13 protein-coding genes are annotated in these 18056 nt (G+C 43.0%); 1 reads left to right on the top strand and 12 read right to left on the bottom strand.

Annotated elements, in window-relative coordinates:
• Positions 1 to 352: 352 nt before the first annotated feature.
• From DWZ38_RS11670 to DWZ38_RS11650, 5 genes are all read right to left on the bottom strand, one after another.
• Positions 353 to 1339: a LacI family DNA-binding transcriptional regulator gene (locus DWZ38_RS11670; RefSeq protein ID WP_021925619.1), complete on the bottom strand. Its 987-nt coding sequence runs from the start codon at positions 1337 to 1339 to the stop codon at positions 353 to 355.
• 191 nt (positions 1340 to 1530) lie between these two features.
• On the bottom strand, positions 1531 to 2073 hold the full coding sequence (locus DWZ38_RS11665) for a DUF308 domain-containing protein (RefSeq protein ID WP_021925618.1): 543 nt from the start codon (positions 2071 to 2073) through the stop codon (positions 1531 to 1533).
• Positions 2070 to 3899, bottom strand: a complete 1830-nt coding sequence (ftsH, locus tag DWZ38_RS11660; protein ID WP_021925617.1) for an ATP-dependent zinc metalloprotease FtsH — start codon at positions 3897 to 3899, stop codon at positions 2070 to 2072. Before ftsH ends, DWZ38_RS11665 begins: the two co-directional genes overlap by 4 nt.
• Positions 3896 to 4345 carry a hypothetical protein gene (locus DWZ38_RS11655; RefSeq protein ID WP_117852901.1) on the bottom strand — a complete coding sequence of 150 codons (450 nt, stop codon included), beginning with the start codon at positions 4343 to 4345 and terminating at the stop codon, positions 3896 to 3898. The genes ftsH and DWZ38_RS11655 overlap by 4 nt, the downstream gene beginning before the upstream one ends.
• 162 nt (positions 4346 to 4507) lie before the next feature.
• On the bottom strand, positions 4508 to 5929 hold the full coding sequence (locus DWZ38_RS11650) for an aspartate ammonia-lyase (protein WP_117852898.1): 1422 nt from the start codon (positions 5927 to 5929) through the stop codon (positions 4508 to 4510).
• Between the two features lie 183 nt (positions 5930 to 6112).
• Here DWZ38_RS11650 and DWZ38_RS11645 point away from each other — a divergent pair, with 183 nt between their 5' ends.
• Positions 6113 to 7048, top strand: a complete 936-nt coding sequence (locus DWZ38_RS11645) for a LysR family transcriptional regulator (RefSeq protein ID WP_117852896.1) — start codon at positions 6113 to 6115, stop codon at positions 7046 to 7048.
• A gap of 43 nt (positions 7049 to 7091) precedes the next feature.
• Here the strand turns inward: DWZ38_RS11645 and DWZ38_RS11640 are convergent, their stop codons facing one another.
• The 7 genes from DWZ38_RS11640 to DWZ38_RS11610 all read right to left on the bottom strand — a co-directional run bounded on the left by DWZ38_RS11640 (position 7092) and on the right by DWZ38_RS11610 (position 18056).
• Positions 7092 to 8678, bottom strand: coding sequence for a response regulator (locus DWZ38_RS11640; RefSeq protein ID WP_117852894.1), 1587 nt, complete (start codon positions 8676 to 8678; stop codon positions 7092 to 7094).
• A 193-nt stretch (positions 8679 to 8871) separates the two neighbouring features.
• Positions 8872 to 9786, bottom strand: coding sequence for a sugar phosphate isomerase/epimerase (locus DWZ38_RS11635; protein WP_117852891.1), 915 nt, complete (start codon positions 9784 to 9786; stop codon positions 8872 to 8874).
• A 15-nt stretch (positions 9787 to 9801) separates the two neighbouring features.
• A complete protein-coding gene (locus tag DWZ38_RS11630; protein ID WP_117852889.1) occupies positions 9802 to 10917 on the bottom strand; it encodes a Gfo/Idh/MocA family oxidoreductase in 1116 nt (371 codons plus the stop codon).
• Between the two features lie 73 nt (positions 10918 to 10990).
• The gene (locus DWZ38_RS11625; RefSeq protein WP_178105326.1) at positions 10991 to 12049 is read right to left on the bottom strand and encodes a Gfo/Idh/MocA family oxidoreductase; all 1059 of its coding nucleotides are present in this window, start codon (positions 12047 to 12049) and stop codon (positions 10991 to 10993) included.
• 110 nt (positions 12050 to 12159) lie between these two features.
• On the bottom strand, positions 12160 to 15972 hold the full coding sequence (locus DWZ38_RS11620; protein WP_178105325.1) for an alpha/beta hydrolase: 3813 nt from the start codon (positions 15970 to 15972) through the stop codon (positions 12160 to 12162).
• A gap of 18 nt (positions 15973 to 15990) precedes the next feature.
• Positions 15991 to 17199: an MFS transporter gene (locus DWZ38_RS11615; protein WP_117852884.1), complete on the bottom strand. Its 1209-nt coding sequence runs from the start codon at positions 17197 to 17199 to the stop codon at positions 15991 to 15993.
• Entirely contained in the window at positions 17196 to 18056 is an 861-nt protein-coding gene (locus DWZ38_RS11610; RefSeq protein ID WP_117852881.1) for a sugar phosphate isomerase/epimerase, read from the bottom strand. The genes DWZ38_RS11615 and DWZ38_RS11610 overlap by 4 nt, the downstream gene beginning before the upstream one ends.

Here is an 18056-nt window from a genome sequence, read left to right as displayed (position 1 = left end):
TATGATAGCATTATGGTCTAAATATGTCAAGCGGTTGTCATATATTTTTTCTGTTTTAAAGTCATTTTGTTAGAGTTATACTATTTCATCATTCCGTTTTTGTGCATTTTTACATGCTAATTTTGGTGGATTAAATTTAATTTTATATTTTCTTTGTTTTTTTCAAAATTTAGCATCTTTTTTATCGCAACCGCATGTCATTTTAACTTTCTACAAAACCATTAAAGGCGTTCTTTCCTCAAAAATAAAAATATCAGATAATAAACTTCCCGTAATATAGAAGTCTAATATCTGATATTTAATACTTTCATAATTCTTCTACCAACAGCAAATAAGCACTGCGGAGCATGAATCAGGTTGTTCCGCGCTCAACCAGGGTCACAGGAAATACCGTCTTGGTAGGAACCACCTTCCCCGCATCAATCTGTGCAATGGCAGAGACAGCCATTTCTGCCATCTGTTCCACCGGCTGGTGAATCGTCGTAAGACCCGGACTTGTAAACTGCGCAATATTTACATCATCAAAGCCTACGATTTTCAACTGCTCCGGTACCTCAATACCAAGATTACTGCATGCCTGCAGCACATGTGCACCAATTACATCCGAGCTTGCAAACACGCCATCCACATCTGGGTGCTCCATAAGTGCCTTCCGCACAAATTCATAGTATTCAAGGGAATCAAAAAGCCCCTTATCGGTTACTATAACCACATTGTCAGTCTTCGTTCTTTTACACGTATCCCTAAATGCAACCTCACGAAGATCGCCGGGCATCTGTATATCTACCCCGGCACTCACTCCGCCAATATACATCAGCTTCCGGCATCCCTTTTGGATCAGAAGCTCTGTTGCCATTACTCCGCCCTGGTAGTTATCGCATTCAATCCCGGAGGTTCCCTCATCCATAGAGCGCTCCAGGGTAATCAACGGAAAATCCAGGCCCTTAAACTTCTCAGTCTCAAAGCTGCCGCTGCAAACAATAACACCTGCTACTCTTCCGCTTTTACACATTTCAATGCACTGCTCTTCCCGCTCCTCCTTATATCTGGAAACAAAGAGCATAATGCGATATCCATGCTTCGCCGCCTCCCGTTCCAATCGGCTTAACACCTTAGCGAAATAAGGATGTTCAATATTGGGGAGAATAATTCCAATGGTATTGCTCTTCTGCTTGGACAGGGCACGGGCTGTTTCGTTCGGCTGATAATTCAGGTCTTTCATTACCTGATACACCTTTTCCCTTGTTTTGTCACTGATATATCCTCTGTTGTTCAATACTCTGGAAACGGTTCCCACCGTAAGACCAGATGCTTTTGCTACATCCTTAAGTGTTGCCATATGTAAGTCTCCTTTATTGTGTTCCGCAGATAATACAATAATTCAACGAAATATTCTAATAATTTTTCATGTTGTCTCTAAGTTGATTTTATCATCTGGCAACTTGCTATGTCAACCGATAAATACAGGTTGGATTTACGTCAAAAAAACGCAGACACATGCTGTGAGGCTGCGTTTTGGAAAATTATATTTTACATCCATCCGGAGTCCATGTTGCTGCAGGCCATGACGATACTGTCGATTCCCAAAAGGATCAGGTAAAAGCCGATAATGAAGCCTATGGAAAACAGGGCAATGACTGGCCAGATGATCATCAGACAGCCAAGAATGATTCCCACAATGTTCAAAATCATCGTAAAATAATAGAAAAATTTTCCAGCCAGACGAACAAGAGGGAGATGGGTCAGTCTGGATACGGAATGGGCGATAAACCAAATCGGAAGAAGCATAATAGTAATCAGTTCTCCGGCATTTGGGTACATCAAAAGCATCAATCCGGCAAGAATGCTAAGGATTCCCGAAACCAGCGAAATGGTAGGACCAAAACCAATATAGCGGTCTGTTTTCGCATAAAATACAATATCGGAAATTCCGGTAACTACTGCCAAAAAGCCATAAACCACTGTGACACCACGAATCATATTTCCAGGATTGATCAGCGTATAAATTCCAAGAAGAATCAGCAGGATTCCCTCAATGAGTTCCAGCCAGCCATAACGTGAACGTCTTCTCATTTTTTCTCACTCTCCTCTTTATTCAGAATCTCCATGAATTCCTCTCCTGTAATTGTTTCCTTTTCATAAAGGAACATTGCAAGCTCATCCAGCTTCTTACGGTTATCCATCAAGATCTTCTTCGCTTTTTCATGCTCCCGTTTCACAAGCTCCACAACCTTTTCGTCAATTTCTTTCTGCGTATCTGCTGAGCAGGAAAGAGAAGCATCGCCGCCAAGATACTGGTTGGTAACCGTCTCCATCGCAACCATATCAAACTCATCCGTCATTCCGTAACGGGTGATCATAGCACGGGCGATCTTGGTTGCCTGTTCAATATCGTTTGAAGCTCCTGTCGTAATCTCGCCGAAAACAATTTCCTCAGCGGCACGTCCGCCAGTAAATGTAGCGATTTTGTTTTCCAGTTCCTTCTTTGTCATCAGGTATTTGTCACCAGTCTCCACCTGCATGGTATAACCAAGCGCACCGGAGGTACGTGGAATAATGGTAATTTTCTGCACAGGTGCAGAATGGCTCTGAAGAGCAGCCACCAACGCATGTCCAATCTCATGATAGGAAACCACTTTTTTCTCCTGATCGGAAAGCACTGCATTTTTCTTCTGGTAACCTGCAATAACCACCTCAATACTTTCTTCCAGATCTGCTTCTGTAACTATGGTACGTCCACTGCGGACTGCCCGAAGTGCTGCCTCATTAATAATATTTGCCAGCTCTGCACCAGATGCGCCAGATGCCATACGTGCAATTGTATGGAAATCCACATCATCAGACGCTTTGATTTTTCTTGCATGAACCTTCAGAATTGCTTCACGGCCTGCAAGATCCGGAAGCTCAACCGGAACGCGGCGATCAAAACGGCCAGGACGGGTAAGCGCCGGGTCAAGGGATTCCGGACGGTTGGTTGCTGCCAGAATGATAACACCGTTGTTGCCCTCAAAGCCATCCATCTCTGTCAGCAGCTGGTTCAATGTCTGCTCACGTTCATCATTGCCGCCAACCTGACCGTCACGTTTTTTACCAATGGCATCAATTTCATCAATGAATACAATACATGGTGCTTTTTCCTTCGCCTGCTTAAAAAGATCACGAACCTTTGAAGCACCCATACCTACAAACATTTCCACAAACTCAGAACCGGACATGGAGAAGAACGGCACATTCGCTTCTCCGGCAACAGCCTTGGCAAGCATTGTTTTACCGGTTCCTGGAGGGCCTACAAGAAGAACTCCTTTTGGCATGGACGCTCCTACATCTGTGTATTTCTTTGGATTATGAAGATAATCTACAATCTCAGCCAGATTTTCCTTTGCCTCATCCTCACCTGCCACATCTGCGAAACGAATTCCTTCACTGGACTGCACATAAACCTTGGCGTTGCTTTTTCCCATTCCAAACGCCATTGAGTTTTTGCCGCCTGCCTGCTCCATCAATTTCTTTGCCATGTAGTTTCCAAGAGCGATAAAAATCAGCAGAGGAAGGATTCCGGTTACCAGAAAACTAATAATAGGTGATGTTTGCTGGTCAATATCTTTGGCAAAGGTAGCTCCGCATTTGTACAGTCTGTCTGTAAGCTCCGGGTCATTCATAAGCCCGGTTTTATAAATCTTTTCATTATTTTTGTCGGTAAATACGATCTGGTTATCCTCTACCTCAACCTCACCGATATTTTTTGCATCAATCATGCTCATAAATGTACCATAATCTGTTTCTTCCACCTGATGCTCCATCAAAATAGGAGATACCACCAAATTAAAAACAATCAGTACCAAAAGCACGATGCCATAATAGTAGATCAACGGCTTTTTTGGCGTTTTTACTTCCTTCATGATTTATTTTCCTCCTTCTCTTCTTCCAGTCGCTGAGCCTCTATTGCTTCCAGGGACACCAGCAATGCCCGGTTTACTGCCTGTACGGCAAAATCAAGGGCATATTCCGCAGTGAGAATTTTTTCCTCTGCGCTGGGAAGAAAATTTGCATTTAACTGCTCGCTTTTTTCTGCTCTCAAATCCAGATTTCTTGACTCCAGAACCTTTTCCACTGCTGCTTCCACCTGATCAAAAACATTTGCCAGTCTTGTCACACATCCTGTCTTTGAATAATGCAGCCTGTTTTCCAGTGTGATCCTGCTTTCTGCACATTCCTGGCGAAGATTCTGAATCTGCTGATGCAGTCTTTCTGTATCCATAGTTTCTGCAAACTGAATACGGCTATGTGTCTGCTCCAGTTTCTTATCCAGCTCATACATTTTCACTGATAATATTGGGTGTGCCATCTGAATCCCCCTCTCTTATGGTTTGTAACTGCCTAGATCATAGTTCTTATTTTAGTCCAGTCATACAAAGGTGTCGATAGTCAGAGTTTTTCTCGTGTATAGACAAAAAAGGCAAAGTGTCAAATAGCACCTTGCCTTTACATAATAATCGATTTGAAATTTTTAATCTGTCAGATGCTCTTTTCCGGAAATTCCAGGTTCTGTCATCTGTACCGGATCCAGGATTTCATCCATCTGTTTCTCTGTAAGAATACCCTGCTCAATGATTAATTTTTTTACAGATTCTCCTGTTTTAATTGCTTCTTTTGCTATTTCTGCTGCTTTCTGATAACCAACATACGGACAGATTGCAGTAATGATTCCCACACTATTTTCTACGAAATAGCGGCATCTTGTCTCATTTGCTGTGATTCCGGTAACACAGTTATCAACGAACGTCTGTACTGCATATCCAAGAGTATCAATAGACTGAAACAGACAATAGAAGATAATCGGCTCAAAAGCATTCAATTCCAGCTGTCCGGCTTCTGCAGCCATAGTAATTGTCACATCGTTTCCTATTACATTAAATGCCACCTGATTTACTACCTCAGGAATAACAGGGTTTACTTTTCCCGGCATAATGGAAGAACCATTCTGCTTCGCCGGAAGATTGATTTCCCCAAATCCGGCTCTCGGACCAGAGGACATAAGTCGAAGGTCATTGGCAATTTTGGAAAGAGTCACTGCACAAGCCTTCACAGCTCCTGATACTGCCACAAAAGGATCCAGGTTCTGAGTGGAATCAATAAGATCATAAGCCTGTACCAGTTCCATATCGGAAATTTCACTAAGGTTCGGTACAATTCGGCGAAGATAAGCTTCGTCTGCATTCAGTCCGGTTCCTACTGCAGTTCCACCCATATTCAGAGTCCGCATTTCATCCATTGCCTTATCCATACGTCTGATATCGCGAAGTACAGCTACACTGTATGCTTTAAATTCCTGTCCAAGACGAATAGGAACAGCGTCCTGCAGCTGTGTTCTTCCCATTTTGATCACGCCGTCAAACTCTTCTGCTTTTTTCTCCAGTGCAGTATGCAGTCTCATAAGCTCTTTCTTTAAATTCTTAAGAAGGCGAAGAGATGTCATTTTTCCGGCAGTAGGAATTACGTCATTGGTAGACTGTCCGCAGTTTACATGATCGTTTGGATTTACTATAGAATAATCACCCTTTTTGCCGCCGAGAATTTCATTGGCTCTGTTTGCGATTACCTCATTTGCATTCATATTTAAAGAGGTTCCGGCTCCACCCTGAATAGGATCTACAATAAAATCCTCATGAAGCTTTCCTCCAAGAATTTCATCACATGCCTTTACAATTGCCTGTGCAATTTTTTTGTCCAGAAGGCCAGCTTCACAGTTTGTAATTGCTGCCGCCTTTTTGATATAAGCAAGACTGTTAATAATTTCCGGATGCATATTTAAACCTGTAATATGAAAGTTCTCTGCTGCGCGTAATGACTGCACACCATAATATACATCTTCCGGTACATTTTTGGTACCAATTGAATCTTTTTCCGTACGGAATTCCTGCTCGCTCATTTCTAATTTCTCCCATCTTTATCTATTTATTTCCTGCGGTTTCCCGCTTTGTTTTTTTACTTGCCCTTATTATAAGTATCTTATATAATATAAGCAAATACTTATATTTTTATAATAATTATAATTTGCAAATTATAATAACGATACCAAAGGAAAAGGTCTGAAGTTCAGAAAGGAGTTTTTATGTTTCAGGGAATGGAATATGTTTATGAGGTCTATAAAGAAAAAAGCTTTTCCAAAGCTGCTGCTAATCTTTTTATTTCCCAGCCTTCTTTAAGCGCAAATGTAAAACGGGTAGAAAACCGTATCGGCTATCCCATTTTTGACCGCAGTACCAAGCCTCTTGGATTAACCGAATGCGGAAAAGAATACATCCGCTGTGTGGAAGAAATCCTGGGCATTCACAGAAGCTTTTCCGCCTTTATACATGACTGGGATAAGCTGTCCACCGGAAATCTTACTCTTGGCGGAAGCAATCTCTTTTCCTCCTGGATTTTGCCCCCTTTGATTTCTGCCTTTGTAACGTGTTATCCCCATATAAAGATAAATTTGATTGAAGAAAGTACGGCTCAGCTGGCTGAGCTTCTGCAAAAGGGTTCTGTAGACCTGATTCTTGACAACACTGCCCTGAATCCGGATATTTTTGACAGCCGCATTTTTCATGAAGAGCATCTGATTCTGGCAGTCCCCAGCCATTTTCCTATAAATGCCTCTCTGAAGGATTACCAGATAACAGACTTGCAAATACAGAATGGCAGCTTCCTGAATCCTTCTTTTCCAATAGTTCCAATTAAAAGCTTCAAGGGACTTCCTTTTATTATGATGAAAAATGAGAATGATACGGGAAAAAGAGCCCGGCAGATTTGCCAGGCTAATGATTTTGAACCAGATGTTGTTTTAAATATGGACCAGCAGATGACTGCTTATAACATCTGTCAGTCTGGAATGGGAATTTCCTTTATTGGTGATATTATGCTGTCCCGAATCCCACATAATCATAATGTAGTTTATTACAAGCTTCCGGCACAGCATAACAGCAGAAGGATTTGTTTTTACTGGAAAAAAGGACGATATTTCACTAAGGCGATGGAAGAATTTCTGAATATGTCATGTAAATAGGCCATATTTCACTTCTTGCCCTCCCCCGCTTAACAAACCTTGCCTAATTCTTTTTACGAAAAGATGCCCTGTACACGGCCGGAGTACTACCATTTTTTTCACGAAATACCTTTGTAAAGTAAGCCAGATTAGAATATCCCACTTTATCCGCCACCTCACCTACCGTAAGGTCTGTTTCCTCCAGAAGTTTAGAAGCTGCTTTTATTCTTGCACTGATGATGTACTCAGACAATTTGCATCCTATCTCCTGCAAAAACAGCTTTGACAGATAATCAGCACTCATATATACCAGTCCTGCCAGTTGATTACGATTCAAGTCTTCCTCCAAATGATTATCTATATATTTCTTCACACAGCTGACAGCACTTTGAGAGTTTTCTGCAATTTCCAAAGCTGTTTCAGCTCTTTTTATTACATAGCGACTCCATTTAAGAAAATTTGCCACAGTGACAGTTCTGCGCTGATACAATTCCACAGCCTTCTCATCATCCAAAAACTGATGGGCCTGCAGTCCTTTCATCTCCAGGAATCCGTAAAAAGCTTGAGTAAAATCATGGCCAAGCTGTTCCAGCACTCCTCTGTCAATTTTTCTCTCATGGCTCATTACATGCAAATCATGCTCCATCCGGTCAGCGGCAGCATTGTATTCTCTACGCGACATAAAGCGGATCCAGGTTTCAATATCCGGTCTTTTGTATGGAAGCCTTACTTCTGCCATTTCAATTCCATATACACCAGAACGTTCTGCCACATTATTCGCATCTACTTTTCCAAGGCGTTCATATTGGTCTGCCAGTTCTCCCGGCTCTCTGAATTCACCCACATAACAGGAAAAAACAATATTAAAGTGCTCTTTGCAGTTTCGGATAAATTGGCCACAGTTTCTCATCATATTTGCCCTGTACTCGTCCATACCATCTGAAAGTTCCGCAATAGCAAGAAGTCTATCCTCACGGTAGGCGGGTACCACCTGCTTCCAGTCTGGAAATACACAAGCCTGCAGTTCCTCTTTTAAAGGTCCTGTACAGTTCAGCCAGCTTCCGGCTGATTGTTCCATGTGGATTTTAAACATTACCAGCATACATAAATGGTTTTCATGAAAAGGGAGATGTTCTTTTGCAGCTTGTTCCCGAATTATCCTACTGTTGGCATCAATTCTTCGCTCCAGAACACTCCGCCAGAAGTTACGAAGTCTGTCCTTTTCCGCAACAGTCCAATACTGGGCTTGTTCATGGATTTCTTTGTATTCCCGTTTTTCCTTTACTTTTGCAACAGCCTTTTCGAATACCTGATACAGCAGTTTCGAGTCTATCGGTTTCAAAAGATATTCCAATACCCCAAGTTCAATTGCCTGTTTCGCATAATTGAACTGTGCATAGCTGGTAAGCAAAATGCTCACAGGATTCATCCCCCCTTCACGAACCCATTCCAGCAAATCCAGTCCGGTTCCTTTGGGCATTTCCACATCGGTAAGTATGATATCCACCTCATGTTCTTCCAGGACTTTCATAGCCTGTTTCATGCTGTATGCAGTATATACCTGGTCAACTTCCAATGCATTCCAATCTGTACTGCATTTTACGCCTTCCGCACAAAGCACCTCATCATCCACGATCAATACGCCTATCATTTGCCATTTGCCTCCTGCGTTTTTAATGCGAAAAGGGCAATTACGTTCTCTGTAATCACCCTTGTTTACGCTAAAAAGCTCATCAATTACACTTATTATAGTGTCTGATTATGCAATTGTCAAAGCCTTGTTTCAGGCAATTTCCAGTCAAATGTTACCGTTCTCGCGGAACATTACCAGCGAACAGTAACCATCAAATCACAAAATTTCTCAGATACCTTGTGCTGAGACGTACTGCATTTTTGGCATCTTCTACTGTACCTTCAAAGGCTTTATCTTCAATCTCAATGCAGGTATATCCTTTGTATTCGATATCTGTCAAGGCAGATACATATTTGCCCCAGTCAACATCTCCAAGGCCAGGAATCTTCGGAGACATATACTGCAGAGGCGTTGCCATGATTCCAACATCCGCCAGTTTCTCCGGATAGATTTTGATATCTTTGTAGTGCACATGGAAAATTTTATCCTTAAACTCATACAGCGGACGAATGTAATCAACCTGCTGCCAGATAAAATGAGACGGATCATAGTTAATTCCGAAGTTATCATAATCCAGAATCTCAAATACCTGTCTCCAGATTGCCGGAGTTGTCATCAGATTCTGTCCACCTGGCCACTCATCTTCTGTAAAAAGCATCGGACAATTTTCAATTGCAACTTTCACACCTTTTTCCTTTGCATGATCCAGAATCGGAGGCCAGATTTCTTTCACCAGTTCCAGATTTTGGCTTACTGTTTTCTTTGGATCTCTTCCAATAAAGGTTGTGATCATGTTTACACCCAGTTTTGCGGATGCATCAATCAGCTTATGTAAATGTTCAATATATGCTGTTCTCTTCTCTACATCCGGATCCATTGTATTTGGATAATATGCAAGGGATGAAATTTCAACACCCTTTTTCTGGCAGTAATCCAGAATATGCGCACATTTCTCATCGTCCAGTGTATCTACGTCAATATGGCTTACCCCTGCATAACGGCGCTCTGCTTTTCCTTTTGGCCAACAAGCAACTTCCACACATTCCAGTCCGCACTCAGCCAGGAAATCAATCATTTCTTCAAAGCTCAGATCTCCCAAAATGGCACTGATCAGTCCTAACTTCATCTCCATGTCCTCCTTTTAGAAGAATACTTCTTTACCTGTCTCTGCTGCTTTGTAAATTCCCTCCAGAATCTGGGTTACAACAAATGCCTGCTCAGGTTTTACTAACGGCTCTGTATCATTCTTGATTGCATTAAGCCACTGCATTGCTTCCTTTACTCCATCTGTAAGCTTCGGTCCGCTGAAATATGCAACAGCACTTCCCGGTGAGCAATGCTCCTCCATAAGCTTTCCATGTACTCCACGGTTGTAAACAAGCTTATCCTCTTTATCTTTTACACTCATACCGGAACGAATCTCAGCGCCAGCTTTTGTTCCGCAAAGAGTCGTTGCTGCCTCTTTTGCACCTAACATATTTAATGCCCAGGAAGACTCAAGATAAATAGTTGCTCCATTTTCCATCTTAATAAAGCCAAATGCAGAGTCTTCTACTTCATAAGTTTTCGGATCCCATGGTCCAAAAATGTTGCTCTCTGCTGCTTCTTCCAGATGGCCCAGCTTGTAGAATACAGAACCGGAAACAGATACCGGTTTATAGTTGTCCATCATCCACAGTGTCATATCAAGGGCATGTGTTCCGATATCAATAAGAGGACCGCCACCCTGAAGAGCTTTGTTCGGGAATACGCCCCATGTAGGAACTGCCCTGCGTCGTACTGCATGTGCTTTTGCAAAATAAATCTCACCAAGCTCTCCAGCCTCACATGCTTTATGAAGAGCCTCTACTTCTGGACGGAAACGGTTCTGGTAGCCAATTGTGAATTTCTTACCGGATTTTTTCCAGGCTGCAAGCATCTGGTTTGCAGCTTCTGTGCTGTGAGCCATAGGTTTCTCACAGAGAACATGCTTTCCAGCTTCAAATGCTGCTACAGTTGCCGGAGCATGGACCACGTTGGGTGTAAGTACATGAACTACATCAATGGAATCATCTTTGAGCATTTCATTATAGTCTGTATAAGTTTTGGCACCTGGAGCGCCATACTCTTTTGCTGCTTTTACAGCTCTTTCTTCTACGATGTCGCAGAATGCAACCATATCGCATAAATCCGGCAGTGCCTGTAAGGATGGAAAATGTTTGTTAAAAGCAATACCGCCACATCCAATAAATCCAATCTGTAACTTTCCGTCTTTCATTTGTCTTGTCCTCCATTTTTCTTAATTCATTTTCATATATGGTGATGTCACCCGCAGGCAACATTCCGTTTCACTATTCAAAATCAACTGATTTTCTCAGTGCTGCTGATTTTCTTGCAAGTTCCATAACCTGAAGCACTCTTCTTACCTGTTCCGGTTTCACGATCAATTCCTCGGTGCCATTGATCACGCCTACAATGTTGCGGAAGAAATCGTTCCAGTCATTGTGTTTGCGATGGATTTCCGGAAGAGGTTCTGTGGAAACTACATCTTCTGCTTTCACAGAGAAGGTTCTGGTAGGGCCTGCATCAATGTTTTTCACTGTTTTCGGAAGTGCCTCTCTAAACTCTTTTGCCCGATAAATTGCACCCTCATCTGCCTTGATGTTTTCAACCACTAATGTTCCTGTATCTCCGGCAACATACCATCTTGGAAGTTTTTTCAGAAGGAAGGTGCCAAGCTCAATTTCTGCTGCCAGTCCGTTGTCAAAGTAAAGAAGGATGCGGAAATAATCATCTACTGATTTGTTTACTGCACATTTCATGTCTGCGCTGATCTGTGTAATCTTTCCGGGGATAAGATCCAGCATCTGGTCAATGAGATGAACGCCCCAGTCATAGAGCATTCCGCCGCCGCATTCCGGATATTCGTGCCAGTCGTGCATTCTTCCGAATACTCCATAATGACTAGACTTGACCATAAATACTTTGCCAATGCTGTTTTGCTCCAGGACTTTCTTTACCGTGCAGTAGTCACGGTCCCAACGGCGGTTCTGATCGACTGTAAAAAGCACTCCATTGTCTTTTGCAGCCTGATACATCTCATCAAATTCCTGCACATTTAAAGCACACGGCTTTTCCACAATAATATTTTTCTTTGCCTTTGCGGCATCAATGGCAATGTCATGATGAAGATGGTTCGGCACTGAGATCATGACCCACTCTACATCCGAATCTGCAAGAAGCGCTTTATAATCTGTATACATCTTCACATTTTCCGGTGCTTCTGCACGTTTTTCCGGATCTGTATCACAAATTGCCACGATTTCTACTTCTTCCAGAGTTCCGGCATGATTGTTATGCCATTGTCCCATAAATCCATATCCAATAATTCCTAATCTGAGTTTTTTCATATTTATCATCCTTTCATTTCAAGGTTTCTTCCGTTTCATCTGATGGTTGTATTATATGAAAAAGCTCCTTTTTCTTCTATGGTTATTCTTTTTCAAAACTACGCATATCTTTACTTTTTAAGATGCAATACACGCTCTGCCCAATCGGCAATCCATCCGGCAATCTGACTGCTGTTTTTTTCCAGCATCATCATATGCCCATTTCCATGGATTCCCAAATCCGGCAGATACCAGTAGTCCGTCTGAACTCCGGCCTGTTCCAGAAATTTTGCTGTTTGCCAGTCAAATGCCGCATGATAAGAGCATTCCCCAGTTACCATAAGAAGCGGTATATTTTGCAGGTTTTTCAATTTATGTACAGGCTCAGCCTGAAGATATCCTTTGGCCGCCATTCCTTTCCAGCATTCACTTCTTTCAAATGAACGAATCTTCAAGTCTGCAGCTGTATCAACAGGCGGATCAAAAGTCATTGGAAGATGTGCAATCCCCCAATTCTTCGGATTTCCTTCCGCATCTGTCTCAGGCTTTCCGGTCTGGATATTTATAAATGGCGGGCCGGAAGGTTCCACAGCAATCATTGCCTTTACCTTATCCGGACACGTATCTGCAATTTCCCAGACACATGGTCCAGCCTGAGAGTGTCCAATTAAAATGACTGGCCCGGTTTTTTCCAGAAGTGCGCATACTGCATCTCTCACCAGACGCTGTGTCTCTTCAATTCCTATAAGACAGTCAACCTGCGAAGCATAAAATTCATCAAAAACAGGATCGCCTGGGCTGCCTATGCTGCCGCCTTTCCCCGGCCACTTGTCATGTACACATCCCTTTACAGCCGAAGGCCCGGTAAAACTATTATGAATCTCTTCTGCAGAAAACATATAACGGGGTCCGCGAATCTCAGGATGGCAGGCAGATCTTCCGCGCTCTGGCTGATCCACTACATACACTTCATACCCTCTATTCAAAAAATCCCATGCCCAACCTGGTCTTCCATCTGGGGTATACAGCCAGCAACAGCCCGTTTGCGCTGCGCCATGAAGAAATACGACTGGATAAGGATGCTGCATCTTCTTTGGAACATACACTTCCACATACATTTGTCCTGCAAAACAGTTTTTTCCACCGATTTCCTGATATTTTCCACCTGCATAAAGGAAACCACGATACCTAAGATTTGAACAATCCTGTAGCGGAATGACTATCTTTTCTTCTTTTTTCTCTCGTATTTCTTCTGTAAAAATAAGTCCTGTGATTCCAGAGCCGCAGGTTGGCTCCTGACCTTTTCTGGTACGGGCATACATCTCACGTTCCAGAGTCGTTGCTACTTCAATAGCAATTTCATTTTTGCCTTCTTTCATAAAATCGGTCAGGTCATATCGAAACGGCGGCGCAACTTGAATCCCGGCACTGACGTTATTTACAAACACTTCCACGCCTTCTGATGCATTCTGGATTTCCAGCAAAAACCGGCTTCCTTTCTCCCACACAATCTGGTTTTCGTAGCGCACGAATCCGGAAAAATCCGGTTTCTCTTCTGCAAGCTTATCTGGTATTTTCACAGTTTTCTTTTCTTTGAACGCAGGGTAATCAATACTTCTGCAAATGCTGCGTTTCCAGCCCATAGTAAATGGCTGTTTTCCCTCACCAAGGCACAATGGATCCTGAATTTCGTCTTCTTCATTGTCAAATATCACAATCAGCGGCTTCAAAGGCTCTATTTCTGCCTGCAGCAGTGTTCCTTCTTCCGACCTTTGAATTGGAAGCTTTTCCAGAATATTCTCCCATGCATTGTAGCCATAGCAGCTGCCTCTGTGATTGATGCGAATAAGTCCTTTGTACGCTTCATTTTCCTCGTTGGAAATCATATATAAATGTGTACCATTTTCATTCTGATAATGAAGATATCTAATACGGCGCGCAGCTGGAACAATCTGTACATCCCAGGCGTTTTTCTTTTCCAGCAGCTGAGCTGTTTTTTCGCCTGTTTCTGCGAGAGAAATATGTAGGCTGCCCAAAGCCCAATTCTTGTTTTCTTCTATATTTCGCCCAGTTTCCGCCATCTCTATATCTTTCCCGATTATTTTCGGGGTCTGTACATTAAAGATTACGATTCCGCCTTTTTGCAGAAATTCTTCAATTCCAGCTGCAGCAGCTTTCGTAATGTATTCATACTCCGGGACCAGAAGGATCTGGTATTCCTGATGATTGATCTTCAGTGTTTTGCCGATCCTGGTATGAAAGCCTTCCCTTTGTTCAAAAACATCAGAAGGGATAAAATCATAATCAATCTGTCGGTCTGCCAGCTGCATCGCAGCTTCCTGCATCATAACGCATTTTCCAGTCCAGTCAGATTCTGCCTGATATAAAATTCCCACAGGTGCTATATGTTTTCCACCGCTGAGCAGTTCGCAGACACGATTTGCATAAGCCATCAGCTTTCCAAAATGCCGGTATTGCGGATTATTCCCATGTGCATAAAAGTGTGGCGGGCAGTCTGGATCTGGAAATGCTTTGGCTGAAAATGCATGAGGAACGAAATGATTGATTCCTCTCACCAGGAAATGATCCAGCAGATGCTTCTCCAGCTGCACTCCTTCCGACCAGCCATAAGCCCCAAAAATCTCGCACATAGAACGACCTTTTTTTAACGGTTCCAATGCAGCAGCGGACGCTGCCAGCTTTCCAAGTACATAATGGTAAAAATGACCATCTCTTCCTTTAGAACCTGGATAGACGCCGCTTGTCTCCTCCTGGCACGGAAGGACCTGTCCTACAATATTGTCAATTCCCGCCATATCCTGTCCGGCAAGCCCTCTGAAATAATGTCCAAGACTGCTTCCGGTACGACTATGCTGATTATTATCTTCAATCAGGTGTCCAATATACTGAACGCCGCGCTTGCGACACCAGTTTCCAATCTGGTAAGAAAAATCCTTTTCTACTGCCCAGGTGACTACATCCATGTAATCGTAGCGTACCTTTGCGCACAGATCAGAATCCACCGGCTGATTCCAGATAAGAGACAGCCATGCTGTAAATGACCTGCCCCAGCGTTTTTTCAGTTCTGCTTCCACTTCCCTGCTCCACGCCTGGTCTTCCAGATCACTGATCTGTTTTCCCATCTCATAGAGATGTCCGTTTCCGATTTCTGGCTCATCGGAAAAGAAGCCTGCAATGGTAGTGCCAAAATCGTTCTTGTAATGCTGATAATGGGGTTCATAAACAGTATCAATCAAAACTTTACAGCTTTCTTTATCCATCATGTTGATATAGCTACGATGAGGACCACGGTTCCGGGTACGGTAGCACACTACCAGCTTCCACTCGCCTTCCGGTACTCTAAAGCATATTTTTCCAGAGGGAATTTGTGTTGAAAGATCTGCGATAAGAGAATCTGCCCCCAGTTTATTGGTGCCATTTTCATCCGTCCTTATTGCCGTCACACTGATTATGCTATCATCATCAAATACTGGCTGCACTTTTCCTTTTAGCATTCGTTCTTCCATCGGTGTTGGCTGCCAGACCTGCTCTGTCTTTATATCTTCCAGCGACAGCACCATTTCCACACTACTTTTTTCGCATTTTATAGTGCGGGTGGCAATGCTCTGCCTGCGCAGATCCAGGTTTTTTCCCTCAATGGCGCCATTCGCATACCCGGTAGGAAAATGGCTGTCATCCAGGATCCACACCTTCATATCCCGTTTTCTGGCTTCATCCAGAATTATATCCATATCCTTCCACCATTTTTCTCCCAGAAAATCCGGGTGCGGACGGCTTTCCACACATACGGCGCGGATGTTGCTTTCCCGGATTACTTTCATATACTCACGCAAGACCTCTTCGGACTCTCCATGCTGCCAGAAAAATGGGAAAATATAATTGTTGCCCTTATTTTCCAGTAATCTTTTCACTTTCTGATCCATTTATCATGCTCCTATTTGTCAACCATTAATTATTCCATTTGCTCTCTTCAGCTTTCTTTCACGCAAAACAAAATACGCCCATGCCACAGCAATCGGAATTGCACTGAGAAAATACATAGCTCCATATCCAGCCCGCTCTGCCACAACACCGCCCAGGATCGGTCCCACTGCCTGTCCCAAGTCCCCGCCAATATACATGGTGCTGCTGGCAAGCCCTCTCTTTTCCGACGGTACACTTCTTAATGCCTCTGTCTGAAGGGCCGGCTGGGACATTCCCTGTGCAATGGCTTTCGTACAGCCTGCCAGGATCAGAATGCCATAAGACCAGGCATTACTGATTATCAAAAGAGTGGCCACTCCGCAAATAAATGCTGGATATAAACTCATTCCCAATGTTCCATTGTTTAATTTTTTCGCCAGCGCAATTCGTGTCACCAAGAGAACAATCGCATTTACTGTAAAGTGCATCTGTACATTTCCAATTCCCCGCTCCGCAGCAAACACAACCAGAAAAGTGCTCACCACTCCATTCATCATAGTAAAAGAAGCATTGATTCCGGATAGTCCGATAAGACTTTTTTCTGCAATGGGCGGCAGACAAAAACCTTTCCCGGATTTTGCTTTTGTGGAAACCTTTTTTGAAACGGTTTCCACCGGGCATGTATATGGAAACAGCACGGACGCCACACTGGCAATTGCCAGCATAACTGTCCCTGCCAACATGCAGACCTGATATCCCGCCTGTGCCGAAAGCCAGATTCCAAGACTTGGTCCAATGGCCATACTTGCCACAGACATCAGGCCATAATAGCTGATTGCCTCTCCCATACGCTCTTCCGGGGCACTTTCGCTTACCAGTACAAGACTGGCAGTACTGGAAATTCCGAAGGCAACTCCGTGAAGACCACGAAATAATAAAATAACCGGGACACTTGGAATTACAGAGTAAATAAGTAAAGAGACAGTCATTAAAATCGTAAAACCTGCCATCAGGTGTTTTCTGTTTTTCATATCTGCCAGAACACCACTTACTGGTCTGGAAAGGAGGGAGGTAAATGCAAATAAACCTCCCGTAATTCCACAAATGGACACACTTGCTCCAAGTGTGCCCATATATCCGGTAAGAACCGGTGTGACCATATTATAGCTAAGCCATGCGAAAAAATTTGTCACCGACAACAGGATATAAGGCTTTGTCCACAATCCTGATTTCTTCGATATGCTCATTCCCAAACAATGCCTCCGAATTTATGGAAGCCTTCCATGCTGCGCTTTACACTGTCAAGCTGGTTCAATTTGGTAGCATCCTGCTCCAGAATGATATAATCCATGCTTCCAATCTTGTTTGCAGTATCAATAATTGACTGGATATCCATGCATCCATAACCAATCTCTGTGAAATCATCGTTGCATTTTGTTCCTACCCAGAGCTTCTGGTCAATAATGGTATCCTTTCCTACGATATCAAACATGTTCACCGGATTCTTAGAATCCTTTACAAGGTCTTTCTGATGAAGCTTCTTGATACGGGTTCCAAAATGCTTCACAGCCTCAACAGGATCAACTCCGCCTCGCAGTGTCCAATATGTATCAAGTTCCAGATTTACATGTGCCGGATCTGTATTATTTACGATTGCATCCATTACTGTCTCTCCGTCAAACTCCTGGAACTCATGATAATGATTGTGATAAAGGAAAGTCATTCCTTCTTCCGCTGCAATTTTTCCCATTTGCTCATACATTTCCACTTTACGCATTACATCGTCTCTGCTGGAAAAATACTCCATTGGATAAATAACTGTGGTGTTGCCAATCTTCTGATTATATTCAATGACTTTCTTGTAGTTTTCCATATTAAAGGGATAAATGTGGGCACTGACAACCTGGGCACCAGCATCATCCAGCACTTTCTTTAACTCTTCTGCGCTGACTCCAAAACCAATTCCCTGATCTTCCAGTGCGTTGTGGTTTGCAGCTTCCAGATATTTATATCCAGCATCTGCTACCTGATAAATTGTTTTAATCGGATCCTGTTTCATCAATTCGCGAACAGAATATAACTGAATACCAACTTTTAATGCCAT

This window comes from Ruminococcus sp. AF31-8BH, from assembly GCF_003460605.1.
Lineage (GTDB): Bacteria > Bacillota > Clostridia > Lachnospirales > Lachnospiraceae > Blautia_A > Blautia_A acetigignens.
The sequence above is the reverse complement of the archived record's forward strand: the minus strand, read 5'-3'. Positions and strand labels throughout refer to the sequence as shown.

Coding starts and splice junctions, on each gene's coding strand:
- DWZ38_RS11670 (WP_021925619.1), bottom strand. CDS start 1,339: ATGGCAACACTTAAGGATGTAGCAAAAGCATCTGGTCTTACGGTGGGA.
- DWZ38_RS11665 (WP_021925618.1), bottom strand. CDS start 2,073: ATGAGAAGACGTTCACGTTATGGCTGGCTGGAACTCATTGAGGGAATC.
- ftsH (WP_021925617.1), bottom strand. CDS start 3,899: ATGAAGGAAGTAAAAACGCCAAAAAAGCCGTTGATCTACTATTATGGC.
- DWZ38_RS11655 (WP_117852901.1), bottom strand. CDS start 4,345: ATGGCACACCCAATATTATCAGTGAAAATGTATGAGCTGGATAAGAAA.
- DWZ38_RS11650 (WP_117852898.1), bottom strand. CDS start 5,929: ATGAGCGAGCAGGAATTCCGTACGGAAAAAGATTCAATTGGTACCAAA.
- DWZ38_RS11645 (WP_117852896.1), top strand. CDS start 6,113: ATGTTTCAGGGAATGGAATATGTTTATGAGGTCTATAAAGAAAAAAGC.
- DWZ38_RS11640 (WP_117852894.1), bottom strand. CDS start 8,678: ATGATAGGCGTATTGATCGTGGATGATGAGGTGCTTTGTGCGGAAGGC.
- DWZ38_RS11635 (WP_117852891.1), bottom strand. CDS start 9,786: ATGAAGTTAGGACTGATCAGTGCCATTTTGGGAGATCTGAGCTTTGAA.
- DWZ38_RS11630 (WP_117852889.1), bottom strand. CDS start 10,917: ATGAAAGACGGAAAGTTACAGATTGGATTTATTGGATGTGGCGGTATT.
- DWZ38_RS11625 (WP_178105326.1), bottom strand. CDS start 12,049: ATGAAAAAACTCAGATTAGGAATTATTGGATATGGATTTATGGGACAA.
- DWZ38_RS11620 (WP_178105325.1), bottom strand. CDS start 15,972: ATGGATCAGAAAGTGAAAAGATTACTGGAAAATAAGGGCAACAATTAT.
- DWZ38_RS11615 (WP_117852884.1), bottom strand. CDS start 17,199: ATGAGCATATCGAAGAAATCAGGATTGTGGACAAAGCCTTATATCCTG.
- DWZ38_RS11610 (WP_117852881.1), bottom strand. CDS start 18,056: ATGGCATTAAAAGTTGGTATTCAGTTATATTCTGTTCGCGAATTGATG.